The 23,088-nt window shown below is 64.3% G+C and carries 27 protein-coding genes; 12 read left to right on the forward strand and 15 right to left on the reverse strand.

Going from position 1 to position 23,088, the window contains the following annotated elements:
* Positions 1–18: 18 nt before the first annotated feature.
* Genes sdhA through sdhC form a run of 3 tightly spaced genes read right to left on the reverse strand, consistent with a single transcriptional unit; the run spans position 19 to position 2,657 of the window.
* Positions 19–1,854 (reverse strand): succinate dehydrogenase flavoprotein subunit, encoded by a 1,836-nt coding sequence (sdhA, locus tag GGD62_RS12710; protein ID WP_018318930.1) that lies wholly within the window; start codon positions 1,852–1,854, stop codon positions 19–21.
* Positions 1,855–1,857: 3 nt separating this feature from the next.
* On the reverse strand, positions 1,858–2,262 hold the full coding sequence (gene sdhD, locus GGD62_RS12715) for a succinate dehydrogenase, hydrophobic membrane anchor protein (RefSeq protein ID WP_018318929.1): 405 nt from the start codon (positions 2,260–2,262) through the stop codon (positions 1,858–1,860).
* Positions 2,259–2,657 carry a succinate dehydrogenase, cytochrome b556 subunit gene (sdhC, locus tag GGD62_RS12720; RefSeq protein ID WP_018318928.1) on the reverse strand — a complete coding sequence of 133 codons (399 nt, stop codon included), beginning with the start codon at positions 2,655–2,657 and terminating at the stop codon, positions 2,259–2,261. Before sdhC ends, sdhD begins: the two co-directional genes overlap by 4 nt.
* 518 nt (positions 2,658–3,175) lie before the next feature.
* On the opposite strand from sdhC, the gene GGD62_RS12725 reads away from it, so the two are divergent.
* Entirely contained in the window at positions 3,176–4,036 is an 861-nt protein-coding gene (locus tag GGD62_RS12725; protein WP_183708709.1) for a sulfite exporter TauE/SafE family protein, read from the forward strand.
* A 184-nt stretch (positions 4,037–4,220) separates the two neighbouring features.
* On the opposite strand, the gene GGD62_RS12730 is transcribed toward GGD62_RS12725, so the two are convergent.
* Positions 4,221–5,750 (reverse strand): malonyl-CoA synthase, encoded by a 1,530-nt coding sequence (locus GGD62_RS12730; protein WP_183708710.1) that lies wholly within the window; start codon positions 5,748–5,750, stop codon positions 4,221–4,223.
* A gap of 85 nt (positions 5,751–5,835) precedes the next feature.
* Here GGD62_RS12730 and GGD62_RS12735 point away from each other — a divergent pair, with 85 nt between their 5' ends.
* From GGD62_RS12735 to GGD62_RS12750, 4 genes are all read left to right on the forward strand, one after another.
* Positions 5,836–6,597, forward strand: a complete 762-nt coding sequence (locus GGD62_RS12735) for an SDR family oxidoreductase (protein WP_092261514.1) — start codon at positions 5,836–5,838, stop codon at positions 6,595–6,597.
* A 332-nt stretch (positions 6,598–6,929) separates the two neighbouring features.
* Entirely contained in the window at positions 6,930–7,484 is a 555-nt protein-coding gene (locus tag GGD62_RS12740) for a fasciclin domain-containing protein (protein WP_028139268.1), read from the forward strand.
* A gap of 182 nt (positions 7,485–7,666) precedes the next feature.
* Positions 7,667–8,296: a cytochrome b/b6 domain-containing protein gene (locus GGD62_RS12745; protein WP_183708711.1), complete on the forward strand. Its 630-nt coding sequence runs from the start codon at positions 7,667–7,669 to the stop codon at positions 8,294–8,296.
* 70 nt (positions 8,297–8,366) lie between these two features.
* Positions 8,367–9,149 carry a molybdopterin-binding protein gene (locus tag GGD62_RS12750; protein WP_183708712.1) on the forward strand — a complete coding sequence of 261 codons (783 nt, stop codon included), beginning with the start codon at positions 8,367–8,369 and terminating at the stop codon, positions 9,147–9,149.
* Positions 9,150–9,256: 107 nt separating this feature from the next.
* On the opposite strand, the gene GGD62_RS12755 is transcribed toward GGD62_RS12750, so the two are convergent.
* Entirely contained in the window at positions 9,257–10,474 is a 1,218-nt protein-coding gene (locus GGD62_RS12755; protein WP_092261462.1) for a YbfB/YjiJ family MFS transporter, read from the reverse strand.
* 131 nt (positions 10,475–10,605) lie between these two features.
* Here GGD62_RS12755 and leuB point away from each other — a divergent pair, with 131 nt between their 5' ends.
* Positions 10,606–11,718 carry a 3-isopropylmalate dehydrogenase gene (gene leuB, locus GGD62_RS12760; RefSeq protein WP_183708713.1) on the forward strand — a complete coding sequence of 371 codons (1,113 nt, stop codon included), beginning with the start codon at positions 10,606–10,608 and terminating at the stop codon, positions 11,716–11,718.
* A 131-nt stretch (positions 11,719–11,849) separates the two neighbouring features.
* A complete protein-coding gene (locus GGD62_RS12765) occupies positions 11,850–12,488 on the forward strand; it encodes a DapH/DapD/GlmU-related protein (RefSeq protein ID WP_183708715.1) in 639 nt (212 codons plus the stop codon).
* 189 nt (positions 12,489–12,677) lie between these two features.
* On the opposite strand, the gene GGD62_RS12770 is transcribed toward GGD62_RS12765, so the two are convergent.
* Both GGD62_RS12770 and GGD62_RS12775 read right to left on the reverse strand, forming a co-directional pair.
* Positions 12,678–13,064 (reverse strand): hypothetical protein, encoded by a 387-nt coding sequence (locus GGD62_RS12770; protein ID WP_183708717.1) that lies wholly within the window; start codon positions 13,062–13,064, stop codon positions 12,678–12,680.
* A 156-nt stretch (positions 13,065–13,220) separates the two neighbouring features.
* Positions 13,221–14,009: a hypothetical protein gene (locus GGD62_RS12775; RefSeq protein ID WP_183708719.1), complete on the reverse strand. Its 789-nt coding sequence runs from the start codon at positions 14,007–14,009 to the stop codon at positions 13,221–13,223.
* Positions 14,010–14,125: 116 nt separating this feature from the next.
* Here GGD62_RS12775 and GGD62_RS12780 point away from each other — a divergent pair, with 116 nt between their 5' ends.
* Entirely contained in the window at positions 14,126–15,160 is a 1,035-nt protein-coding gene (locus GGD62_RS12780; RefSeq protein ID WP_018318918.1) for an aspartate-semialdehyde dehydrogenase, read from the forward strand.
* Positions 15,161–15,277: 117 nt separating this feature from the next.
* Here GGD62_RS12780 and GGD62_RS12785 read toward each other — a convergent pair whose 3' ends face one another.
* Complete coding sequence (locus tag GGD62_RS12785; RefSeq protein ID WP_018318917.1) at positions 15,278–15,922, reverse strand: carbonic anhydrase; 645 nt, start codon at positions 15,920–15,922, stop codon at positions 15,278–15,280.
* A gap of 111 nt (positions 15,923–16,033) precedes the next feature.
* Between GGD62_RS12785 and GGD62_RS12790 the strand changes: the two genes are divergently transcribed.
* The gene (locus GGD62_RS12790) at positions 16,034–16,915 is read left to right on the forward strand and encodes a CoA ester lyase (RefSeq protein ID WP_183236464.1); all 882 of its coding nucleotides are present in this window, start codon (positions 16,034–16,036) and stop codon (positions 16,913–16,915) included.
* Between the two features lie 4 nt (positions 16,916–16,919).
* Here GGD62_RS12790 and GGD62_RS12795 read toward each other — a convergent pair whose 3' ends face one another.
* From GGD62_RS12795 to GGD62_RS12815, 5 genes are all read right to left on the reverse strand, one after another.
* A complete protein-coding gene (locus tag GGD62_RS12795; protein ID WP_183236463.1) occupies positions 16,920–17,708 on the reverse strand; it encodes a Crp/Fnr family transcriptional regulator in 789 nt (262 codons plus the stop codon).
* Between the two features lie 395 nt (positions 17,709–18,103).
* The gene (locus GGD62_RS12800; protein ID WP_018318914.1) at positions 18,104–18,523 is read right to left on the reverse strand and encodes a hypothetical protein; all 420 of its coding nucleotides are present in this window, start codon (positions 18,521–18,523) and stop codon (positions 18,104–18,106) included.
* A gap of 228 nt (positions 18,524–18,751) precedes the next feature.
* Positions 18,752–19,537: a hypothetical protein gene (locus tag GGD62_RS12805; protein WP_183708721.1), complete on the reverse strand. Its 786-nt coding sequence runs from the start codon at positions 19,535–19,537 to the stop codon at positions 18,752–18,754.
* A 78-nt stretch (positions 19,538–19,615) separates the two neighbouring features.
* A complete protein-coding gene (gene leuD / locus GGD62_RS12810) occupies positions 19,616–20,221 on the reverse strand; it encodes a 3-isopropylmalate dehydratase small subunit (protein ID WP_018318912.1) in 606 nt (201 codons plus the stop codon).
* A gap of 274 nt (positions 20,222–20,495) precedes the next feature.
* A complete protein-coding gene (locus GGD62_RS12815; RefSeq protein ID WP_092261453.1) occupies positions 20,496–20,894 on the reverse strand; it encodes a metallopeptidase family protein in 399 nt (132 codons plus the stop codon).
* A gap of 252 nt (positions 20,895–21,146) precedes the next feature.
* Here GGD62_RS12815 and GGD62_RS12820 point away from each other — a divergent pair, with 252 nt between their 5' ends.
* The gene (locus GGD62_RS12820; RefSeq protein ID WP_177237400.1) at positions 21,147–21,422 is read left to right on the forward strand and encodes a hypothetical protein; all 276 of its coding nucleotides are present in this window, start codon (positions 21,147–21,149) and stop codon (positions 21,420–21,422) included.
* 17 nt (positions 21,423–21,439) lie between these two features.
* Positions 21,440–21,700, forward strand: coding sequence for a hypothetical protein (locus tag GGD62_RS12825; protein ID WP_026202094.1), 261 nt, complete (start codon positions 21,440–21,442; stop codon positions 21,698–21,700).
* Positions 21,701–21,704: 4 nt separating this feature from the next.
* Here the strand turns inward: GGD62_RS12825 and GGD62_RS12830 are convergent, their stop codons facing one another.
* Positions 21,705–22,004, reverse strand: a complete 300-nt coding sequence (locus GGD62_RS12830; protein ID WP_018318908.1) for a DUF1330 domain-containing protein — start codon at positions 22,002–22,004, stop codon at positions 21,705–21,707.
* A 178-nt stretch (positions 22,005–22,182) separates the two neighbouring features.
* Between GGD62_RS12830 and GGD62_RS12835 the strand changes: the two genes are divergently transcribed.
* On the forward strand, positions 22,183–22,719 hold the full coding sequence (locus GGD62_RS12835; RefSeq protein ID WP_183708723.1) for a hypothetical protein: 537 nt from the start codon (positions 22,183–22,185) through the stop codon (positions 22,717–22,719).
* A 114-nt stretch (positions 22,720–22,833) separates the two neighbouring features.
* Here GGD62_RS12835 and GGD62_RS12840 read toward each other — a convergent pair whose 3' ends face one another.
* Positions 22,834–23,043 (reverse strand): hypothetical protein, encoded by a 210-nt coding sequence (locus GGD62_RS12840; protein WP_018318906.1) that lies wholly within the window; start codon positions 23,041–23,043, stop codon positions 22,834–22,836.
* Between the last annotated feature and the right edge of the window lie 45 nt (positions 23,044–23,088).

Genomic DNA, 23,088 nt, shown 5'->3' on the forward strand with positions numbered 1-23,088 from the left:
AAGGCCTTCGCTGTTCGCTCAGTACACACGCGCTTTCGGCGGGATGTACTGCACGTCGTTGGTCATGGTGTAGTCGTGAACCGGGCGGTACTCGATCTTGACCTTGCCGGCATCGTCCAGCCAGGCCAGCGTGTGCTTCATCCAGTTCTTGTCGTCGCGTTCGGAGAAGTCCTCGCGCGCATGCGCGCCGCGGCTCTCGGTGCGGTTGGCGGCCGAGTTCATCGTCACCACCGCCTGCGAGATCAAATTGTCGAACTCGAGCGTCTCGACGAGGTCCGAATTCCACACCAGCGAGCGGTCGGACACGGCGATGTCGGTGATGCCGCTGTGGACCTTCTCGATCAGGTTCTGGCCCTCGCTGAGGACTTCGCCGGTGCGGAATACCGCGCAATTGCTCTGCATCACGTGCTGCATGCCTTCGCGCAGCTTTGCGGTCGGCGTGCCGCCGGAGGCGTAGCGGTAATGGTCGAGCCGGCCGAGCGCGAGCTCGGACGAGTTCGCCGGCAGCTCCGGCTGCTTGGCATTGGGCGTCAGCTTCTCGGCGAGGCGGAGCGCTGCGGCGCGGCCGAACACGACGAGGTCGATCAGCGAGTTGGAGCCGAGGCGGTTGGCGCCGTGCACGGAGACGCAGGCGGCTTCGCCGATCGCCATCAGGCCGGGGATGATGGCGTTGTCGTCGCCGTCCTTCTTGGTCAGGACTTCGCCGTGATAGTTGGTGGGGATGCCGCCCATGTTGTAGTGCACCGTCGGCACGATTGGGATCGGCTCGCGCGTCACGTCGACATTGGCGAAGATCTTTGCGGATTCCGAGATGCCCGGCAGCCGCTCGGCCAGCACCGCGGGATCGAGATGGTCCAGATGCAGGAAGATGTGGTCCTTCTTCTTGCCGACGCCGCGACCTTCGCGGATCTCGATGGTCATCGCGCGCGAGACGACGTCGCGCGAGGCGAGGTCCTTGGCCGAGGGCGCATAGCGCTCCATGAAGCGCTCGCCTTCCGAGTTGACGAGATAGCCGCCTTCGCCGCGGGCGCCTTCGGTGACGAGACAGCCCGAGCCGTAGATGCCGGTCGGGTGGAACTGCACGAACTCCATGTCCTGCATCGGCAGGCCGGCGCGCAGCACCATGCCGCCGCCGTCACCGGTGCAGGTGTGCGCCGAGGTACAGGAGGCATAGGCACGGCCGTAGCCGCCGGTCGCGAGGATCACGGTCTGGGCGCGGAAGCGGTGCAGCGTGCCGTCGTCGAGCTTGAGCGCGATGACGCCGCGGCAGGTGCCCTGGTCGTCCATGATCAGATCGATGGCGAAGAACTCGATGAAGAACTCGGCAGCGTGGCGCAGCGACTGGCCGTACATCGTGTGCAGCATGGCGTGACCGGTGCGGTCGGCGGCGGCGCAGGTGCGCTGCGCCTGGCCCTTGCCGTAGTCCATGGTCATGCCGCCGAACGGACGCTGATAGATCTTGCCGTCCTCGGTGCGCGAGAACGGCACGCCCCAATGCTCGAGCTCGTAGACCGCGTCGGGCGCGTTGCGCACCATGTATTCGATCGCGTCCTGATCGCCGAGCCAGTCCGACCCCTTCACGGTGTCGTACATGTGCCAGCGCCAGTCGTCCTTGTGCATGTTGCCGAGCGAGGCGGAGATGCCGCCCTGCGCCGCCACCGTGTGCGAGCGGGTCGGAAACACCTTGGTGATGCAGGCCGTGCGCAGGCCGGCCTCGCTGCAGCCGACCACGGCGCGCAGGCCCGCGCCGCCGGCGCCGACCACGACGACGTCGTAGGTGTGGTCTTCGATCGGATAGGCTTTGCCGTTGGTGGCGGGAGCGCCGTTGCCCGTGCCATTCGTTGTGGTGGCCATGGGTTACACTCCGGAGGACAGTTTCAGGATCGCGTAGGTCGAGGCGAGCGCCACGGCGACCGAGAAGAAATTGTTGAGCATGATCGAGACGAGCTTCAGCTTCTCGTTATGGACGTAGTCCTCAATCACCACCTGCATGCCGATCTTCATGTGCCAGGCGCTGGCGAAAATGAAGAGGAGCAGGATCACCGCGACGGGAATGGAGCTCAGGGTCTGCGCAGCGTAGACCTGATTGCGGCCGAGCAGCATCACGATGATCACCAGCGCCGGGATCATCAGCAGCGTCATGGCGACGCCGGTGATGCGCTGACGCCAGAAATCGGACGTGCCGGAATGCGCGGCGCCGAGATTGCGGACGCGGCCGAGCGGGGTGCGCAGGCTGCGCTTCGGCGTATCGGATGCGCTCATCGTCCACCTCCGTTCGCATAGGCGATGATCCAGATCAGCACCGTCAGCGCGATGCCGCCGATCAGGGCACCCCAGGTCAGCGCTTCCCGCTCATTGGCCTTGAAGCCGTAGCCGAGGTCCCACACGAAATGCCGGATGCCGCTGAGCATATGGTGCATCAGCGCCCAGGTGTAGCCGAACACGATCAGCCGCCCGATGATGCTGCCGGCGAAGGCCTGGACGTGCGCGTAAGCGGCCGGGCCGGAAGCCGCGGCAACCAGCCACCAGACCAGCAGCAGGGTTCCGAAATAGAGGGCAATACCGGTGGCGCGATGGATGATGGACAGAGCCATCGTCAGCGTCCAGCGGTAGACTTGCATGTGCGGCGAGAGGGGTCGTTCGATCCGTGCGGTCATGGGCTTTGATGTTTTATGGCGGCCCAGCAGGGGGCGCGCGGGGATCGGAAAGGTCGGCTCTATTTACGGAGTCGATTTGGCCTGCGCAATCTCCAAATTGCCATAAATCGAACCATGGTTCAGCTCTAGAGCGTTGATGAAACAGGGCCAATCAGGGGCTTGGTATACCAGAGCATCTGTCTGCCAGCGAAATTAAGAATATAAATTCATTACTTGGTGGCGCGAGCAGGGCGCATTGAAATCACTATTGGAACGCCTCTAACCCACTGCCCCGCCGCTCGCCGCTCGCAGCAATCGGTCCGTGTCGGCCGTAGCCGCCCCGCCAGGGCCAGGGCGACTCGGCCCGCCGTACGCTGGGCCGGTTTCGCTGGGACCGCGGATATGCGCAGCCCGCATTCCACCCCAGCCGGCACGTCCGGTGCGTCGACCACGCAACCCGGATCGCCTAAAGCTGGGACCGCAGCCGTCTCCGGCTGACGTCGGGAGAGGTTGCGACCAGTCGCCGGGGCAGGTCTGGGGTGATTGCAGGACTTGATATCAGGGACATCGTCGAGCTCGCGCTGCTGCTGATCGCAACCGGCGCGCTTTCGGGATTTTTGGCCGGCGTGTTCGGCATCGGCGGGGGCGCGATTCTCGTGCCGGTGTTCTACGAATGCTTTCGCATCGCCGGCGTGCCGCTGCAGGTGCGCATGCCGCTCTGCATCGGCACCTCGCTCGCGGTAATCATCCCGACCTCGATCCGTTCGTTCCAGGCGCATTACAAGCGCGGCGCCGTCGATATGGCCATCTTGCGGGTGTGGTGGCTGCCGATCGTGATGGGCGTGGTCGCCGGCAGCGTGGTCGCGCGCTATGCGCCGGAGCGGCTGTTCAAGATCGTGTTCGTCTGTGTCGCCTGGTCGGCGGCGGCACGCCTCATCTTCGCGCGCGAAGGCTGGAAGTTGGGCGACGATCTGCCGAAGGGTCCCTTGATGCGCGTCTACGGCTTTTGCGTCGGTATTCTTTCGACGCTGATGGGCATCGGCGGCGGCCTGTTCTCGAACCTGCTGATGACCTTCTATAGCCGTCCGATCCATCAGGCGGTGGCGACGTCATCCGCACTCGCGGTGCTGATCTCGATCCCCGGCGCACTCGGCTACATCTATGCGGGCTGGCCTGCGGCGGCGAACTATCCGGCCGTCGCAGCCCTGCAGATCCCGTTCGCGCTCGGTTACGTCTCGCTGATCGGCGCCGTGCTGGTGATGCCGATGAGCCTCGTCACCGCGCCGCTAGGCGTGAGAGCCGCGCATGCGATGTCGAAGCGGTGGCTGGAAGTCGCGTTCGGATGTTATCTGTTGATCGTCGGCAGCCGGTTCGTGATGAGTCTGGTCGGCGGACTGTGAGTGGCGTGCGCCGTAACGCTTACCACACACTCCGCTGTCATCGCCCGACTTGATCGGGCGATCCAGTATTCCAGAGACGGCGGTGCTTGCCTCGAAAGGCTGCGGCGTACTGGATACCCCGGTCAAGCCGGGCATGATAGCGCGTTTTGTGGATGCTCCTCGTCGCAACCTGCGACGAGTCCCCTCACTTCTTCGCGTAGATATCCTTGTACGTATCCCGCAGGATGTTCTTCTGCACCTTGCCCATGGTGTTTCGCGGCAGCTCGTCGACGACGAAGACGCGTTTGGGCATCTTGAACTTCGCAAGCCGCCCGTCGAGCGCCTTCAATACCGAGGCCTCGCTCACGTCCGCGCCCTTGTTGCAGACCAGAACCGCCGTGACGCCCTCGCCGAAATCGGCGTGCGGCACGCCGATCACAGCGGATTCCACCACGCCCGGCATGGCGTCAATCTCGCTCTCGATCTCTTTCGGATAGACGTTGAAGCCGCCGGAGATCACGAGATCCTTGCCGCGGCCGAGGATGTGGACGTAGCCCTTGGCGTCGATCTTGCCGAGATCGCCCGTGATGAAGAAGCCGTCGTCGCGGAATTCGGACTTGGTCTTCTCCGGCATGCGCCAATAGCCCTTGAAGACGTTCGGGCCCTTGACCTCGATCATGCCGATCTCCTCGTGCGGCAGCTCTTTGCCCGTCTCGGGCTCGGTCACGCGCACGGAGACGCCCGGCAAGGGAAAGCCGACTGCGCCGGGCACGCGCTCGCCGTCATAGGGGTTCGACGTGTTCATGTTGGTCTCGGTCATGCCGTAGCGCTCGAGCACGGCGTGCCCCGTCCGCGCCGACCATTCGCGATGGGTCTCCGCCAGCAGCGGCGCCGAGCCCGAGATGAACAGCCGCATATGCTTGGTCGTCTCCTTCGACAGCGCAGGGTTCTGGAGCAAGCGCGTATAGAAGGTCGGCACGCCCATCAGCACCGTGGCGCGCGCCATCAGCTTGATCATCAAATCCGGATCGAGCTTCGGCAGGAAGATCATCGACGCCCGCGCGAACAGTGTCACGTTGGTCGCCACGAACAGGCCGTGCGTGTGATAGATCGGCAGCGCGTGGATCAGCACGTCCTTTTCGGTGAAGCGCCAGTAGCCGACGAGCGAGAGCGAGTTCGACGCCAGATTATCATGCGTCAGCATCGCGCCCTTGGAGCGCCCCGTGGTGCCCGAGGTGTAGAGGATGGCGGCGAGATCGTCGTTCGCCCGCGCGACGGTCGTGAATTCGCTGCTGGCCTTGTCGGCGGCTTCCGTCAGCGAGCCCTTGCCGTCAGCTCCGAGCGTCTCGATCTTGGCCTTTACCTTGGCGGCGATCGGGGCGAGGCCCTCCGCCTTGGAGGGATCGCAGACCACCAGCGACGGCTCGGCGTCGCCGATGAAGTAGTCAAGCTCGTTCAGCGTATAGGCGGTGTTGAGCGGAAGGTAGACCGCGCCGGCCCTGACAGTGCCGAGATACAGCACGATATTGGCGACGGATTTCTCGACCTGCACCGCAACGCGGTCGCCCGGCTTCACGCCGCGCGCGACCAGCACATTTGCCATCTGCCCGGCCCGCGCGATCAACTCGCCATAGCTGATATGGCCGCCGTCATGCGTCTCGATGGCGAGGCGCTTCGGATCGTCCAGGCCGTCGAACAGGCGGGAGAACAAATTGGCGTTGGCAGCTGGGTTCATGCAACATTCCTCGCCGGCGAAGGCCGGTCAAACCGAGGGCTGGATTAGCAAAAACCGCCCCAATGAAGCAACGGAGACAGTTTGCATGACAAAAGGTGGGAAACGCGTGGCCTGGGTCACGGGTGGAGGCAGCGGGATCGGCGAGGCCGGCGCCGAGGCGCTGGCGGCCGACGGCTGGACGGTGGTGGTGTCCGGCCGGCGGAAGGACGCCCTGGATACCGTGGTTGCCAAAATCGCCAAGACGGGCGGGGCGGCCGAGGCCATCGCGCTGGACGTGGCCAACGCTGCGGAAGCCCAGAAAGCCGCCGATCAGATCGTCGCCAGGCACGGCCGCATCGACCTCCTGGTCAACAATGCCGGCATCAATGTTCCCAAGCGCAGCTGGAAGGACATGGAACTGGAGGGCTGGGACAGACTGGTCCAGGTCAATCTCAACGGCGTGCTCTATTGCATGCGCGCGGTGCTGCCGACGATGCGCAAGCAGCAGGACGGCGCGATCATCAACGTCTCGTCCTGGGCCGGCCGCCACGTCTCAAAGATGCCGGGGCCGGCCTACACCACGACCAAGCATGCGGTGCTGGCGCTGACCCATTCCTTCAACATGGACGAATGCGTCAACGGCCTGCGCGCCTGCTGCCTGATGCCGGGCGAGGTAGCGACGCCGATCCTCAAGCTGCGCCCGGTGGTGCCGAGCGAGGACGAGCAGGCGAAGATGCTGCAATCCGAAGATCTCGGCCGCACCATCGCGTTCATCGCCTCGATGCCGCCGCGCGTCTGCATCAACGAGGTGCTGATCAGCCCGACGCATAATCGCGGATTCATTCAGACGCCGAACAACAGGGATTGAGGTTCGTACACTGTCTCAACGGGCACATTGCCGTAGGGTGGGCAAAGGCGCGAAGCGCCGTGCCCACCACCTCTCTACATTTGCGGTTGGGGGGCACGCTGCGCTTTGCCCACCCTACGGCACCGTCCTTGGCGTGCTCGCGCATCACACGGACACGCCGCTCCATAGTTTCACGCATCACAAAGAATTTTTCTCCGAAACCGCAACCCGAACCCTCCCGTAGTTCGGTCCAACGACGGCGCTGCTGCTTCACGCCAACAGGTCGCAGTCGCCGTTGTTGCCCCAACCCAACACCGGCCATCGCCGGTACCAATTCAATCGGGAGACTTTCCATGTCGAAGCGCATTGCCTATCTCGCCGCCGCCGCCTTCAGCGCCCTGGCCATCACCGCGACCGTCGTCGCGCCTGTCCGCGCCGAGGAGAAGACCGTCATGGTCGGCGGCGCCGCGATGTTCCCGTCCAAGAACATCGTCCAGAACGCGGTCAATTCGAAGGACCACACCACGCTGGTCGCGGCGGTGAAGGCGGCCGGCCTGGTGCCGACGCTGGAAGGCAAGGGTCCGTTCACGGTGTTCGCGCCGACCAACGCCGCCTTCGGCAAGCTGCCGGCCGGCACCGTCGACAATCTGGTCAAGCCCGAGAACAAGGCGACCCTGACCAAGATCCTCACCTACCACGTCGTGCCCGGCAAGCTCGAGGCCTCCGACCTCACCGAGGGCAAGAAGCTGAAGACCGCCGAAGGCGAGGAACTGACGGTCAAGAAGATGGACGGCAAGACCTGGATCGTCGATGCCAAGGGCGGCACCTCGATGGTCACGATCTCCAACGTCAACCAGTCCAACGGCGTGATCCATGTGGTCGACACCGTGCTGATGCCGGCGACGTAACACCGCGCGATCCTGTTTCATCCCCGAACAGGATGCGACGAAACGGCGAGCCGGGGGCGCCCGGCTCGCTTTATTGTGACCGCCATAGCCCGACGCTATCGATTCGATGGCGGACAGGGCGTAACGAAAGCGGGCGCATCGGCGTATAATCGGTGTCACACGACATTCAGGACGGAACCATCATGTCGAGCCTCACAGTCACCGACGAGCAGGTCAGCTCCGCCCCGGCCAAAGTGATCCAGCCGGCCTGGGTCCGCGTCATGCACTGGGTCAATGCGCTGGCCATGATCCTGATGATCCTGTCGGGCTGGCAGATCTACAACGCCTCGCCGCTGTTCGGCTTCAGTTTTCCGCGCGAGTACACGCTCGGCGGCTGGCTCGGCGGGGGCCTGCTCTGGCACTTTGCCGCGATGTGGCTGTTGATGATCAACGGCCTCGCCTATCTCATCACGGGCTTTGCCACCGGCCGCTTCCGCAAGAAGCTGTTGCCGATCACACCTTCGGGCGTGCTCCACGACGTCAGGGCTGCGCTGACCTTCAAGCTCGGCCATGATGACCTCACCGTCTACAATTACGTGCAGCGCCTGCTCTATGCCGGCATCATCGTGGTCGGCGTGCTGATCGTGCTCACGGGCTTGGGGATGTGGAAGCCGGTGCAGCTCTATTATCTCGTCGCCCTGTTCGGCGACTACCCGACCGCGCGTTACATCCATTTCTTCTGCATGGTCGCGATCTGCGCGTTCCTCGTCATTCACGTCCTGCTCGCGCTGCTCGTGCCGAAGAGCCTGCGCGCCATGATCATCGGCCGCTAGAGCATGATCCGGAAAAGTGTAAAGCGGTTTTCCGACAAGATCATGCTCAAAATAGATATGTGAGGAGAGCATGGCCAAGCGTTCATTCCTGATCCCCGGCGTCGACAAGCGGCTCCTGATCAAGGACTCCATCAAGACGATGCCCGACGTCACCCGCCGTCGCTTCATCGCGGGCGGCGCCAGTCTCGGCGCGCTGACGTTGCTCACCGGCTGCGATGTGATCGACTCGTCCTCGGCGGAGGAGATGCTGAAGCAGGTCTCGAAATTCAACGACGCGGTGCAGGCCTTCATCTTCAATCCCGAAGCGCTGGCGCCGACTTTTCCCGAGAGTGCGATCACGAAGCCGTTCCCGTTCAATGCCTATTACGATCTCGACGACGCGCCCGACGTCGCTGGCGCCGACTGGAAACTCGAGGTCCGCGGTCTGGTCGACAACAAGAAGTCGTGGACGCTGGACGAGCTCTACAAGCTGCCTGAGGTCACGCAGATCACGCGCCACATCTGCGTCGAGGGCTGGAGCGCGATCGGCAGCTGGACCGGCACGCCCTTGCGCGATTTCCTCAAGCTGATCGGCGCCGACACGCGCGCCAAATACGTCTGGTTCCAGTGCGCCGACAAGGACGGCTACAATTCGCCGCTCGACATGCGCAGCGCGCTGCATCCGCAGACCCAGATGACGTTCAAATACGCGAATGAAATCCTGCCGCGCGCCTACGGTTTTCCCATGAAGATCCGCGTGCCGACAAAACTCGGCTTCAAGAACCCGAAATACGTGGTCTCGATGGAAGTCACCAACGACTACAAGGGCGGCTATTGGGAAGACCAGGGGTACAATTCGTTTAGCGGGAGCTAATCGCCGTTCCGGCGAAGCTGCCGTAGGGTGGGCAAAGCGAAGCGTGCCCACCATTCCATCCATCATGAATAAAACCGTGGGCACGGCGCTACGCGCCTTTGCCCACCCTACGGCGCCGATTCCTTGGCTGGCCCCACCTTCCGCTGACATAGCGACGCGACCGCCCCCAGCGCCAGCAGCGCCGCCGATACGTTGAGCGCGTAGCTCAAGCTCCCCAGCGCGTCCGTGATCGCGCCGACCACGATCGGCCCCAGCGTTTGCCCGACGCCGAACGAAATCGTCATCGCCGCGATCGCGGTCGGCCACATCGCCGGCGGATAGTTGAAGCGCACGAAGGCGGTGGTCGAGCCGACCACGGCGAAGAAGGCGACGCCGAACACCACGGCGGAGACCGCGAGCCATGCCGGTGAATGCCCGAGCATCGGCAGGGCCGCGCCGAGCGCGTTAGTGCCGAGAATGATGGCGGTGGCCAATCCGCCGCGATCGAGCGCCAGCACGCCGCGCCAGGCCCAGGGAGTCACGAAGGCGGACAGGCCGATCAGGCCCCAGAACGCCGCTTGTGCTGCGGCCCCGCCGCCGCCGTCGCGTACATAGGCGATCATGAAGGTCATGTAGGCGATGTAGCCCGCGCCGAACAGGAAATAGCCGGCGAGGTAGATCAGCACGGGACGAATCGCGAAGGCGGCGTGGCTGCCTTCCGAGAAACGCGCGCCGCTCTCGATGCGGATCAGGAACAGCGGCACGGTCATCGCGGCCGAGAGCAGTGTCAGCGCCCACCACACCATCCACCACGAGCCCGGCCCGAAATATTGCAGCGTGAACGGCGCGATCAGCCCCGAGGACAGAATGCCGATGCCGGGCCCGGCATAGAACAGGCTGAGCAGGAAATTGGCCCGCTCCGGGCGCGACTGGGCGATGGTCGCAGCGAGCGCGCCGCCGGCGACGAAGCCCGCCGCGGCCCCGAGACCGAGTACGAGGCGCGCCAGGCTCAGCGCGACGAAATTCCCCGTCAGCGCGCAAATGGCGAGCGCGGCGACGCAGGCCACAGTTCCGCCGCGGATCGCGGCCGCCCAGCCGACGCGCTGGATCAGGCGCGAGGCCACCAGCGCGCCGACGAGATAGCCGACGGCGTTGATGGTGTTCATGAATCCGGCCGCCGAGTAGGACCAGCCGAGGGCCTCCCGCATGTCGGGCAGCACCAGCGCATAGGCAAAGCGGCCGATGCCGAGCCCGACCGTCGCCGCCAGCGACAGGGTCAGGATCAGCCGCGCGGGATGCGCGTAGGGCGGGTGGCGGTCTTTAGTAAAGCAGTCTTGGGCGTGCAAGGGGTTCTCCGGCCCACCCAGTGTGGCAGGCCCCGTCCGCCTTGCACAGCCGCACCCCGGCAATGGTGTCTTGCCAAGCGCGCAACGCCGCTCTAGCACTCCGGCCGAAATCGATCTCAGAGGAAACGACCATGGCGACCCACAAATTGCTGCTGCTTCCCGGCGACGGTATCGGCCCCGAGGTGATGGGCGAGGTGAAGCGGCTGATCGACTGGCTCAATTCGGCCGGGATCGCCAAGTTCGAGACGGACACCGGCCTCGTCGGCGGCTCCGCCTATGACGCGCACAAGGTGTCGATCTCCGAGGGCGACATGGCCAAGGCGCTTGCCGCCGATGCCATCATCTTCGGCGCGGTCGGCGGTCCGAAGTGGGACGCGGTGCCCTACGAGGTGCGCCCGGAAGCCGGCCTCTTGCGCCTGCGCAAGGATCTGGCCTTGTTCGCCAACCTCCGTCCAGCGGTGTGCTACCCGGCGCTGGCGGAGGCCTCCAGCCTGAAGCGTGAGGCCGTCGAAGGCCTCGACATCGTCATCGTGCGCGAGCTCACCGGCGGCGTCTATTTCGGCGAGCCCAAGACCATCACCGATCTCGGCAACGGCCAGAAGCGCGCCGTCGATACCCAGGTCTACGACACCTATGAGATCGAGCGCATCGGCCGCGTCGCCTTCGAGCTTGCCAGGAAGCGCAAGAACAAAGTGACGTCGATGGAAAAGCGCAACGTCATGAAATCGGGCGTGCTCTGGAACGAGGTCATGACCCAGGTCCACAAGCGCGAATACCCTGATGTCACGCTCGAGCACCAGCTCGCCGATTCCGGCGGCATGATGCTGGTGAAATGGCCGAAGCAGTTCGACGTCATCGTCACCGACAATCTGTTCGGCGACATGCTGTCCGACATCGCGGCGATGCTGACGGGATCGCTCGGCATGCTGCCCTCGGCCTCGCTCGGCGAGGTCGACGTCAAGACCAAGAAGCGAAAGGCGCTGTACGAGCCCGTGCACGGCTCGGCGCCTGATATCGCAGGCCAGGGCCTCGCCAATCCCATCGCGATGATCTCGTCGTTCGGCATGGCGCTGCGCTATTCCTTCGACATGGGCGCGCTAGCCGACAAGGTCGACGCCGCGATCGCCGCGGTGCTCGCCAGCGGCCTGCGCACCGCCGACATCAAGTCGGAAGGCACCACGGCCGCCTCGACCACGCAGATGGGCGAAGCGATCCTGAAGGAACTGCAGAAGCTGCACGCGTAACGGCAGGCACCGCTCTCGTAGGGTGGGCAAAGCGAAGCGTGCCCACGTTCTGAGTGCGATTAGAAAGAGATGGTGGGCACGGCGCGTTGCGCCTTTGCCCACCCTGCGGCACCTGCTCTCGGAGCTGATTCATGGATGCTTCACCCCGCCCCAAGATCGCGGAAACCATCATCCATGACACGGTGCGCCAGCGCGAGGCGCAGATCGGGCGGCGCTGCGAGGTCCTCAGCCACACCCGCATCGAATATGCCTCGCTCGGCGACTACTCCTATCTCGGCGAGAACTGTGAGGTCGCCGACGCCGCCATCGGAAAGTTCACGGCCATCGCCAATTCGGTGCGGATCGGTGCGCCCAATCATCCGATGGGCCGGCCGTCGCAGCATCGCTTCACCTACTGCCCGGAATATTACGAGGCGGGCGTGACGCGCGACCGCGACTTCTTCGCGGACCGCCGAGGCGACCGAGTGATCGTCGGCAATGATGTCTGGATCGGACACGCCGCCATCCTGCTGCCCGGCGTGAACGTTGGTGACGGCGCGGTGATCGCTGCGGGCGCGGTGGTCAGCCGCGATGTCGAACCCTACACGATCGTCGGCGGCGTTCCCGCGCGTCCGATCCGCAAGCGCTTTCCTGATTCCGTTGCGGACAGCCTGCGCCGCATCGCCTGGTGGGATTGGCCGGATGAGCTCATCTTCGAGCGCCTCGCCGATTTCCGCTCCGAAGCGATCGAGGAGTTTTGCAGACGCTATGATCCGGCTGCGAACGCGTGAGGCGCACGCATCTCACCCAAGCAACAGGAATCGTAGGGTGGGCAAAGCGAAGCGTGGCCACGCATTTTTCGTGACCGAGAGAGATCGTGGGCACGGCGCAAGGGCGCCTTTGCCCACCCTACGGCACCTCGCAAAAACAAAAATGGCCGGGCGCGAGCCCGGCCATTTTGATTCGGTCGATAACTCCGCTCAGTACAGCGGGAAATTCTGCGGGTAGCCGCCGACGTCCTGCGGCGGCGAAAGCGGCTGGCGGTCGATCGGGCGGTTGAGATTCTCGCGGGCGAAGGACGGATAGCCAACCGCCGGCGGGAAGGCGTAGTCGGAGAACTTGCGGTCGCCCGGATTGACCTCGGTGCCGCCGTCGAGCCAGGAGCGCTTGCTCACATAGATGCGGGTGCGGCCCTGCTGGTAGACGGCGTTGGGTCCGCTCGGGCCGTAATAGTGCCGGCCACGCTCGTCATAGCGCTTGGTCTTGGTGTCGGCCGAGGCCGGCGTCGCCGCAATGGCAGAGGACATGGCAATCACGGCGCCCGCTGCAAGCAAGGTCGCCAATTTGGCAGAGAATTTCGAGCTCATCACGTCCCCTTCAGGCGGCAGGCCGCCAGTCGATTTCACCCCATACTAGCCCGGCCGGGGTGAGTACAACTAGGTCTATTGGGTCACACCAGCTCGGAATAATCGTGCGCGCTGGCAAAAGTTGCATCAATACCAGCCACTTGGGCTTGATGCCGGTCAAAGCGCCCCGCGCAATTGCGCGTTGGCGGTGCCCAGCAGCCAGTCCGGCGAGCCCGCGAGGTCGCAACCACGGCGCTTCAGCTCGGCATGGGCGAACAATTCCGCCAGCTTCGGCTCGTTGCCGGAGGTCAGCAGCGTCAGCCGGTTCAGCGTGCAGGCGATCGCCGCGCGCCGGGCGGGCAGGGTATCGCCCTGGCAGGAGAAGCCGGAGATCTGCAAGGCCGGCTCCTCGTTGCGCTTGAGGTAGCCGAGACAGGCCGGCGTCCCCTTGTCCGTGCCGATCGGCCGGAACAGCGCGACGGGGCCGAATTTCGTCTCGATCAGGCCGGCTTGCTCGAGCGCGGTGGCCGCTCCGAGGCCCATCTGGACGGCGAGGTCCATCGCGACAGGACGGGTCACATCGAATTCGCCACCTTCCCGATAGATTTCGAGCTCGGCCAGCGGCTGGTCCGCCGCGCCTGCCCAGCGCATCACGTCTTTGCGGCCGCCTTCGGGATGCCGAAGGATGGTGTAAGAGGCTGTTTTCTCTGCTGAATCAATCCGGCTCAGGGCGAAGGCCGGGTGCGAGCGATCGGCCGTGCTCCAGCCCGGCTTGTCTGCGGGATCATCGCCGCGCAGCTCGGGCAGCTGGCCGAGCGCGGCGAGGGCGAGGATGGCAAACAGCGCGAGCGCCCCCACATAGGCGACCAGATGCGCCAGCGTGCCGACGACCTCGTCGGCGATAGCCAAGAGAGTCAGGTGGATCTGGGTATGGCTAACGGCCGTGCTGGCCTCAGGCGAGTGCATCCACGTCCCTAAGGCATGGTCCAACGTTGTCTTGAGGCCGGTTCTCGCATAGAAGCGCTGCTCTTCCCGTTTAAGCGTCAGCTTCGGGAACGGGCTTTTTCATCGGAGAGTGAACGATGGGTTACAAAGTCGCAGTCGTCGGCGCGACCGGCAATGTCGGACGGGAAATGCTCAACATTCTCGATGAGCGCAAATTCCCCGCGGACGAGGTCGTGGCGCTGGCGTCACGCCGCAGCGTCGGCGTCGAGGTCTCCTATGGCGACCGCACCCTGAAGTGCAAGGCGCTCGAGCATTACGACTTCTCCGACGTCGACATCTGCCTGATGTCGGCCGGCGGCGAGGTGTCGAAGGAATGGTCGCCGAAGATCGGCGCCGCAGGCGCCGTCGTGATCGACAACTCGTCGGCCTGGCGCATGGATCCGGACGTGCCGCTGATCGTGCCGGAGGTGAACGCAGGCGCGACCGAAGGCTTCAAGAAGAAGAACATCATCGCCAACCCGAACTGCTCGACCGCGCAGCTCGTGGTCGCGCTCAAGCCGCTGCACGAGAAGGCGACCATCAAGCGCGTCGTGGTCTCGACCTATCAATCGGTGTCGGGCGCCGGCAAGGACGGGATGGACGAGCTGTTCTCGCAGACCAAGGCCGTCTACACCAATGACGAGCTGGTCGCGAAGAAATTCCCCAAGCGCATCGCCTTCAACGTCATCCCCCACATCGACGTCTTCATGGAGGACGGCTACACCAAGGAAGAGTGGAAGATGATGGCGGAGACCAAGAAGATTCTTGATCCCAAGATCAAGCTCTCCGCCACCTGCGTGCGCGTGCCGGTGTTCGTCGGCCACTCCGAGGCCGTCAACATCGAGTTCGAGAATCCGATCACGGCGGATGAGGCGCGCGACATCCTGCGCAAGGCGCCCGGCTGTCTCGTCATCGACAAGCAGGAGCCCGGCGGCTACGCGACGCCTTACGAAGCGGCCGGCGAGGACGCGACTTACATCAGCCGCATCCGCGAGGACGCGACGGTTGAGAACGGTCTCGTGCTGTGGTGCGTGTCCGACAACCTCCGCAAGGGCGCCGCGCTCAACGCCATCCAGATCGCGGAAGTGCTGATCAACCGCAAGCTGATCAGCGCGAAGAAGCAGGCGGCGTAAGGCACGTCACCGCTGCCGTAGGGTGGGCAAAGGCGCAAAGCGCCGTGCCCACCATTCTTTCCGATTGCGACAGGTGGTGGGCACGGTTCGCTTTGCCCACCCTACGAGAGCGGTGGCCTACGCCACGCCCCGCGCGTTCTTGAATTCCTTCGCAACCTTGTCCAGCACGAACAGCGATCCCTCCGCGACGCCGAAATAGGCGCCGTGGGTCTGCATCTGGCCGCTGTCGACTGCCTTCTGCACGAACGGGAACGTCATCAGGTTTTCCAGGCTGCGGAACACCGCGGCCTTCTCGATGCGCTCGACGAATTGCGCCATGCTCTCATGGTCGCGCTGCTCGACCACTTCACCCGGCTTGATGAACATCTGCATCCATTTGCCGATGAAGTCGCCGGGCGTGAGCGGCTCGATCTTGTCGACGAAGGCGCGGATGCCGCCGCATTGGGCGTGGCCGAGCACCACGATGTGCTTCACCTTCAGCACCGTCACCGCATATTCCAGCGCGGCCGAGACGCCATGCGCGTTGCCGTCGGGCTGATACACGGGCACCAGATTGGCGATGTTGCGGACCACGAACAATTCGCCCGGGCCGACGTCGAAGATCACTTCCGGCGAGACGCGGCTGTCGCAGCAGCCGATCACCATCACTTCCGGCGATTGCCCCTTCACCGAGAGGTCGCGATAGCGGGTCTGCTCGGTCGGCAGCCGCTGGGTGGCGAAGGCCCTGTAGCCTTCCAGCAAATGCTCTGGGAATGTCATCATACCTATGCCTAATCATAGACCGCAGGGGCGAACAAGCCTTTCGAATAGGCAGGCCAGGTGCTATCGGCTTCGATCAAGAGCCCGCTTGAGGAAACCGGAAGGAACGCTCGCATGACCCGCCCGCGCCGCAGCCATCTGTTCATGCCCGGCTCCAACCCCCGTGCGCTGGAAAAGGCGCGCAATCTCGCCGCCGACGGCCTGATCCTGGATCTGGAAGATTCCGTCGCGCCGGATGCCAAAGCGGTGGCCCGTGATGGGATCGCCGCCGCGATCGCAGCCAAGGGCTTTGGCAAGCGCGAGATCCTGATCCGGACCAACGGTCTCGACACGCCCTGGTGGGCCGACGATCTCGCCATGGCCGCCAAGGCCTCGCCCGACGGCATCCTGGTTCCAAAAGTTTCAAGTGTCGAAGATCTTGATACGATCGGCCTCCGTCTTACCGAGCTTGGCGCGGCGCCGACGGTGAAGGTCTGGGCCATGATCGAGACCGCGCGCGCCGTGCTGCACGCGGAGGAGCTGGCCGAGGCCGGGCGCGATCAATCGCGGCGCCTGTCAGGCTTCGTGTTCGGCCCGAACGATATCTCACGCGAAACGCGCATCAGGATGCTGCCCGGCCGCGCCGCGATGATCCCGATGATCACGCACTGCATCCTGGCGACGCGCGCCCACGGCCTCGAAATCCTCGACGGCCCCTACAGCGACATCGCCAATTCCGACGGCTTCGCCACCGAATGCGCGCAGGGCCGCGATCTCGGCTTCGACGGCAAGACGCTGATCCACCCCTCGCAGATCGACGCCTGCAACGCGATCTTCACGCCGCCCGAAGAGGAAGTCGCGCGCGCGCGAAAAATCATCGCGGCGTTCGAGCTGCCGGAGAACGTCTCGCGCGGCGCGATCCGGTTGGATGGTGCGATGGTCGAGCGGCTGCACGCCGACATGGCCCGGCGTACGATCGCAATCGCGGATGCCATTGCAGCGATGGGGAAGGGTTGAAGCGTCAACTCGAAAAAGCGATACCCGCTTTTCCGCGACAAACGGCCATCTTCTGTTCGCCAAGAGCAGAGGACGGCGCGGCCAATTCCTCGCAATACATCCGATCGATGTTGCGCTGCATGAGCCTATAACAATCGCATGCGACCTTCTCGAGCCGCGCCCGATCGATCTCTACAAACCCGCGCCCGTCGGACGGGACCGCGCCGGCCTCGCGTAGCTTGCTCATCGTCAGGGTTACTGTCGTCCGTCGCACCCCAAGCAGTTGCGCAAGCGCCTCCTGCGTCACCGGAAGCCGGTCGTCGGGCACGCGGTCGTGAAGCTGCAGGAGCCACCGCGCCATGCGGCCATCCACCCGGTGGAGCGCGTTGCAAGCGGCTACGTGCTGGAGCTGCAATAACACCGCGCGGGCGTGGACCTGCACCACGTTCCTGATGGCTGTGCTTTGCGCAAAGGCGGCGCGAAATTTGGCGGCGGAAATCAGCGATGCTGTACCGGCTATGCGAGTAACCGCGGTCACGGATGAAAGCGACGGGCCGAGCACGGAGAACGAGGCCAAGGCGCCTTCCCGTCCCATCAAGGTGGTTGCGACCGTTTGCCCGTCCGGCATATCGAGCATGAAGGCGATTGCGCCGCTATGGGGAAAATAAACCGGGTCGAGCTCATCGCCCGACCGCACCAGGACGGCATCGGGTTCGAACGAGACCTTCTGGAAGTAGGGCGTGAGCAAGCCGAGATCCGCCGGCGGCAACGCCGCCAGCAGCCGATTCCCGATGCCCGCGCGGTGGACGGTCACGATGCTTTCTTGTGAACGAGCACCCCATGAATGACGGGATCGATCTGTTTCATTTGCCATGATTATCCGAAATACGAATTGCCCGAAGCGAAACTATCCAAACAGAGCCATTCGTCGAGATCAAGCACGGATAATTGCGGTGGCCTTGCCGGCATCCTCCTCGCGCAAACGGAATCTTGCATACATCATACTATTCGCGATCTTTTGCCGCTCGGCGAGGTGCACCAGTGCTGATCGACCAGTGTTGGTTGCGGCAGCACGCGAGTTTAACCCTGACCCGGCGCGGACCTCTGGGGAGATCTGCCATACCCCGCTATCAGCGGCACAGCAGACATCCTTGCGCCGATCCAAGGTCGGGATTGATGAGTGTGCGGCGAGCGGATCTTCTGCGCCGCTCATCGCGGCGCGACGTCGGCGCGATCGAGCGATTCCAGCGTCGCGGCGTTGCCGCAGTAGCCGTGATAGTTCTCCGCGGCGGTGCCGTCGGCCAGATCGCGGTCGCATTGTCCCTTGTTGTTGCAGAGCGAGCAGACCCGCTCCATGTCGCGGAGCAGCAGCGGCTGCGCGCGGCCTAGCCCTTCGGCGCTGATGCCGAGTTGCTGCAGCATCATTGGCAGCTCGTCGGCAGAATGCTTGCCGTGGCGGACCAGTTCCTCGAGATCGTCAGGCGCGATCCGCAGGTCGCTCGCGATCCGGTCGAAATCGGCGCGATCGAGCTGCCGCATCTCGTTCATCTCGCGGCGATGCTTCAGCCAGCTCGCAAAGGAGTCGATGAGGTCCTGGACGATGGGATATGGCCTGCTTGCGGTGCTCATGGAAAGCTCCCTTCGGACAGCGGAATTGGAGCGAATTAAGCACAATGATGCAGAGGCGCGTTGCGCTGGATCAAACTGGATTCGAGCGAAGGAAATTGCTCTCGTGCCCAGGACGCAGCGCAGCGCTTCTTCAGCGGTGCGTTGCAGAGCCGGGGCCCACAGGTAGCTGGGTCCCGGCTCTGCGGGGCAGCGTTGCACGCTGCACCGCGTCCGGGACACGCGAGAGGGCTACGAAAACCGCTCCGCCGCCCAGGCGTACAGGCTGCCCGGAATCGGCTTTTCGCCGCCGCGGCCCTTGGGCGAGATGTGCAGGCCGATGATCTCGGGGTTGGTGACGAGGCCGAGATAGCTCGAGGGATCGAAGAACAGTTTTGGCTCGGCATGCACGGCATAGAACGATTGCTTGGGCAGCGCGTTCTGCAGCTCGCCGGTACGGCGCGCGAGCGCGGTGAGCGCGGCAGGTCCGAAGATCGCGACGCGGATATCGGAGAGGCGGCTTGAGCCGCCGCGCAGGCGGCGCATCATGAAGGTGATGCGATGGCGGACCGACAGCCAGTTCGGCGTCAGCTCCTCCTGCTCCATCAGCTCCTCGAAGGCGGCAACGATGCCGTGCCCGGGCGGCAGGTAGATCACGGAATTGCCGAGCTGGCGTGGCCGCTCCCAGGCAAAGTAAGGCTTTGCCGGATCAATCTCGACCGCCTTCAAGAGCAGCACGTCGGCGTCGAGCCAGAGGCCGAGATTCTTCGCCATCAGCTTCATGCGGAAGAAATCGCTGAACTGCAGCGTGGTCCAGTCGCGCCAGCTTCCATCCGGTTGCGGGGGCCGCAAGCGTTCCGAGAACGCATGCGGCAGGATCGCTTCGGCATCCGCGTTGGCGACGCCGGCGGGCAGGCCGGGAATGGTGTCGAAGCTGTAGACCGTGACCTTGTGGCCGGCCGCGAGCTGCGAGCGCAGACAGGTCTGGCGCAGGGCGTCCATCGGGCCATGCCAGAAGGTGACGATGTCGGGCAGCATCAGCGAGCTATAAGGACAAGCAGGGCAAAGAAAAAGCCCCGGCGCTTGCGGCACCGGGGCTCGAACGAAAAACAGGTATCAGGCCCAGGCGCGTTCGCGCTTGAGCTTGTCCTCATAGGTGTCGATCGAGGACTTCTTCTCCATCGTCAGGCCGATGTCGTCGAGGCCGTTGATCAGGCAGTGCTTGCGGAACGGATCGATCTCGAACTTGACCTTGCCGCCGTCGGGGCCGCGGATCTCCTGGTTCGGCAGGTCGATCGTCAGCGTCGCATTGGCGCCGCGCTCGGCATCGTCGAACAGCTTGTCGAGGTCTTCCTGGCTGACGCGGATCGGCAGAATGCCGTTCTTGAAGCAGTTGTTGTAGAAGATGTCGCCGAACGAGGTCGAGATCACGCAGCGGATGCCGAAGTCGAGCAGCGCCCAGGGCGCATGCTCGCGGCTCGAGCCGCAGCCGAAATTGTCGCCGGCGACCAGCACCTTGGCATTGCGATAGGCGGGCTGGTTGAGAACGAAGTCCGGATTCTCGCTGCCGTCGTCCTTGTAGCGCTGCTCGGAGAAGAGCCCCTTGCCAAGGCCGGTGCGCTTGATGGTCTTGAGGTACTGCTTCGGAATGATCATGTCGGTGTCGACATTGATGATCTTCAGCGGCGCCGCGACGCCTTCCAGCGTGGTGAACTTGTCCATGGTTGCGCTTTTCCGGGGTGGTTCAGGGAAGGCGTGTTTATCGTGTCCGGGGCCTGAATCCTAGGCCGAATTCGGCAGGTCTCGTCTGCTTGGCTGGTTTGAGGCAGAGCTGGTGCGGCGTCGGGACTTCACCTCTCCCGCTTGCGGGGGAGGTCGACGCGCGAAGCGCGGCGGGTGGGGGCTCTCGCCTCTAGGGGACTGTCCCGCTGCGGAGAGACCCTCTCCCCAGCCCTCCCCGCAAGCGGGGGAGGGGCTCATCTCACGCCGGCGCTTCCTACTCCGCCTTTGCCTCAATCGCCGCCATATCGTCGTCCGACAGGCCAAAATGGTGGCCGATCTCGTGGATCAGGACGTGGCGGACGATATGGCCAAGGCTCTCGTCGTGCTCGGCCCAGTAATCCAGGATCGGCCGGCGGTAGAGCCAGACCATGTTGGGCAGCCGCGCCACGTCGCCAAGGCTCTGCTGCGGCAGGCCGACGCCCTGGAACAGGCCGAGCAAGTCGAACTCGCTCTCGCATTCCATCTCGTCCAGGACCTCCTCGGTCGGGAAGTCGTCGACGCGGAGGATCACGCCCTCGCACAGGCTACGAAATTCCGCCGGCAGGCGCTCGAAGATGTCGTGTGCCGTCGCTTCCATCTCGGCCAGCGAGGGCGCTTTCAATTCCGTCCACATGGGGTTGTTCTAAAGCGTTTTCGAGCGAAGTGGATACCGCTTCGCGTGAAGAAAACGCGTCAAAGTAAGAATCTGGAGCCGGTTTCAATTCCATTGAAACGGGCTCCAGCGCGGGTTTCCCGCTGATGCATCCCGCTTTATAAAGCGCGGCGAGGTTGACGGGCGCCGCCAAAACGGGGAGCGTGGGCCTCGAACGGGACGTTTCAGGTGGGCGGAAAAATGCGAGCGAAAACAGCGCTGACGCTACTGTGCATGGGGTTGTTTTCGCCATTTTGCGTTGGCGCCGAGGCCCAGACCGCCGGCTCCGAGATTCGCCTCGCCCAGGCAGCCCCGCCTGATGCCCCGCCGCCACGCAAGCGACCGCCGCGTTTGCGAGTCACGCCCTATTACAGCCCTGACGGCGTCTATCCGCGCTACAATCCGGGTCCCAATGCGGTCCGCGAATGCAACGCGACCTATGTGCAGGAATTCCGGCCCAGCGGCACGGTGATCGTGCCGCGGATGAGCTGCTACTGGCGCCCCGGCTGATGCCGCAAGGGATCGTCATGGCGAGATGGTTTGCATGGGCCGTTGTCGTCGCGCTTGCCGCCGGCCTGCCCTGCGCGGCCGCGGCGCCAAGGACGACGGTGCCGGAGGCCTCGGCGGGGATCGCAGTTTTCGATGTGCGGCGACCCGCGCCGCCCCAACATATTGCGCGGCCCGTCGTGCGCCATGATCCCCGCTATTACGCGCGGCCGGTCCACTATCGTCCCTATCCCTACGGCGTGCCCGCGCCCTTCGTGTTCGGCTACGGGCCGTTCTGGTGACGTCCTAGCCGGCGGGCGCAAATCCCTTGACCAGTAACACGGTCGCCTGCGCGCCCGCCTTGCGGTCGCGCGAAATTTCCTCGTAGTCGGGTGAGTTCGAGAAGGCGAGGAAGGCGGCCTCGTCCGGAAACGACATCATGACCAGCTTGTCGTGCGGCCACGCCCCTTCGAGCACGCGCGGTCGCTCATCGGCAGCGAGCAGGCGCCCATTGTACTTCTTGAACACGTCGAAGAACCGCGCCTGATAGCGATCGTAGGCCGCGCGGTCGGTCATCTTCAATTGTGCAATCGCGTAGACGGTCATCTCAAGACTTCCTTCCCGTAGCGGCACAGCGCCGCGGCGAGGCGCCCGCCTCGTTCATTCATGGCGCGTTCACATCGCTGTTAGCAATTTAACCCCGCGAGCGACTGCAATTGAACAGGGATGACGCGGGCCGGGAACGAGCATCGCTGCTCCGCTGTCCAGATTCAGGGAGAAGTCCATGCTGAGGAGTTTGGGTCTCCGGGCAGGCCCGGTGCGCCTGCTCGGGATTGCGGCTGCGGCGACGCTGATGCTGTCGGCCGGGAGCGAGCATCGCGCTGAAGCGCTCACCTTGATCAATCCGGCGACGTCACCTGCGACGAAAGCTGCGGCCGACGACCTCGTCACGCAGGTCCGGCACGGCGGCGGTGGGCATGGTGGTGGCGGACATTTTCACGGCGGCGGTGGCTTCCGCGGTGGCGGCGGACATTTCGGCGGCTTCCGCAGCGGCGGCTTTCATGGCGGCGGCTTCCGCGCCGGGCCGGCCTTCCACGGCGGCGGCATTCGCTACGGCGGATTCCGTCATTATGGCGGCTATCACCGCCACTGGGGCTATCGTCCCCATTTCGGCCATCGCCACTTCCACCGGCGCTATTATGTCGGCGGCTATTATCCCTATTACCATTATCCGCGCCGCTGCCGGGTCATCTGGACCTATTACGGCCCGCGCCGCATCTGCCGCTGGCATCGCTGGCACCATCCGTATCGGTATTGGTGATGTGAGTTGCTAGTTCCGCACGCGTCATGGCCGGGCTTGTCCCGGCCATCCACGTTCTTTGGCTCGAGCAAAGTTCGTGGATGCCCGGGACAAGCCCGGGCATGACGAATGCTGTTACAGCCAATCCTTCAGCTTCCACGACGAAGCTTTCCACCGCATCAGATTATCGAGCTTCCACTGCTTGAACATCGCAGGCGGCCAGCGGCTGAGCTTCGAGGTCTCCTCGACCTCGGGCTTGGCGACGATGTGCAAGCGCGGCGCGCGCCGGCGGTGCTGGCGCGTGGCCTCGCTGATCAGGTCGACATATTCGGGCTTGTTGGCCATGGCGCGCGTCCTCGCGAAAACCTCGCGAGGACGAGAGTGTCAGGC

Origin of the sequence: Bradyrhizobium sp. ERR14 (assembly GCF_014198235.1) — a bacterium.
Lineage (GTDB): Bacteria > Pseudomonadota > Alphaproteobacteria > Rhizobiales > Xanthobacteraceae > Bradyrhizobium.

Coding starts and splice junctions, on each gene's coding strand:
- sdhA (WP_018318930.1), bottom strand. CDS start 1,854: ATGGCCACCACAACGAATGGCACGGGCAACGGCGCTCCCGCCACCAAC.
- sdhD (WP_018318929.1), bottom strand. CDS start 2,262: ATGAGCGCATCCGATACGCCGAAGCGCAGCCTGCGCACCCCGCTCGGC.
- sdhC (WP_018318928.1), bottom strand. CDS start 2,657: ATGACCGCACGGATCGAACGACCCCTCTCGCCGCACATGCAAGTCTAC.
- GGD62_RS12730 (WP_183708710.1), bottom strand. CDS start 5,750: ATGAACCCAGCTGCCAACGCCAATTTGTTCTCCCGCCTGTTCGACGGC.
- GGD62_RS12735 (WP_092261514.1), top strand. CDS start 5,836: ATGACAAAAGGTGGGAAACGCGTGGCCTGGGTCACGGGTGGAGGCAGC.
- GGD62_RS12740 (WP_028139268.1), top strand. CDS start 6,930: ATGTCGAAGCGCATTGCCTATCTCGCCGCCGCCGCCTTCAGCGCCCTG.
- GGD62_RS12745 (WP_183708711.1), top strand. CDS start 7,667: ATGTCGAGCCTCACAGTCACCGACGAGCAGGTCAGCTCCGCCCCGGCC.
- GGD62_RS12750 (WP_183708712.1), top strand. CDS start 8,367: ATGGCCAAGCGTTCATTCCTGATCCCCGGCGTCGACAAGCGGCTCCTG.
- leuB (WP_183708713.1), top strand. CDS start 10,606: ATGGCGACCCACAAATTGCTGCTGCTTCCCGGCGACGGTATCGGCCCC.
- GGD62_RS12765 (WP_183708715.1), top strand. CDS start 11,850: ATGGATGCTTCACCCCGCCCCAAGATCGCGGAAACCATCATCCATGAC.
- GGD62_RS12770 (WP_183708717.1), bottom strand. CDS start 13,064: ATGAGCTCGAAATTCTCTGCCAAATTGGCGACCTTGCTTGCAGCGGGC.
- GGD62_RS12775 (WP_183708719.1), bottom strand. CDS start 14,009: ATGCACTCGCCTGAGGCCAGCACGGCCGTTAGCCATACCCAGATCCAC.
- GGD62_RS12780 (WP_018318918.1), top strand. CDS start 14,126: ATGGGTTACAAAGTCGCAGTCGTCGGCGCGACCGGCAATGTCGGACGG.
- GGD62_RS12785 (WP_018318917.1), bottom strand. CDS start 15,922: ATGATGACATTCCCAGAGCATTTGCTGGAAGGCTACAGGGCCTTCGCC.
- GGD62_RS12790 (WP_183236464.1), top strand. CDS start 16,034: ATGACCCGCCCGCGCCGCAGCCATCTGTTCATGCCCGGCTCCAACCCC.
- GGD62_RS12800 (WP_018318914.1), bottom strand. CDS start 18,523: ATGAGCACCGCAAGCAGGCCATATCCCATCGTCCAGGACCTCATCGAC.
- GGD62_RS12805 (WP_183708721.1), bottom strand. CDS start 19,537: ATGCTGCCCGACATCGTCACCTTCTGGCATGGCCCGATGGACGCCCTG.
- leuD (WP_018318912.1), bottom strand. CDS start 20,221: ATGGACAAGTTCACCACGCTGGAAGGCGTCGCGGCGCCGCTGAAGATC.
- GGD62_RS12815 (WP_092261453.1), bottom strand. CDS start 20,894: ATGTGGACGGAATTGAAAGCGCCCTCGCTGGCCGAGATGGAAGCGACG.
- GGD62_RS12820 (WP_177237400.1), top strand. CDS start 21,147: ATGGGGTTGTTTTCGCCATTTTGCGTTGGCGCCGAGGCCCAGACCGCC.
- GGD62_RS12825 (WP_026202094.1), top strand. CDS start 21,440: ATGGCGAGATGGTTTGCATGGGCCGTTGTCGTCGCGCTTGCCGCCGGC.
- GGD62_RS12830 (WP_018318908.1), bottom strand. CDS start 22,004: ATGACCGTCTACGCGATTGCACAATTGAAGATGACCGACCGCGCGGCC.
- GGD62_RS12835 (WP_183708723.1), top strand. CDS start 22,183: ATGCTGAGGAGTTTGGGTCTCCGGGCAGGCCCGGTGCGCCTGCTCGGG.
- GGD62_RS12840 (WP_018318906.1), bottom strand. CDS start 23,043: ATGGCCAACAAGCCCGAATATGTCGACCTGATCAGCGAGGCCACGCGC.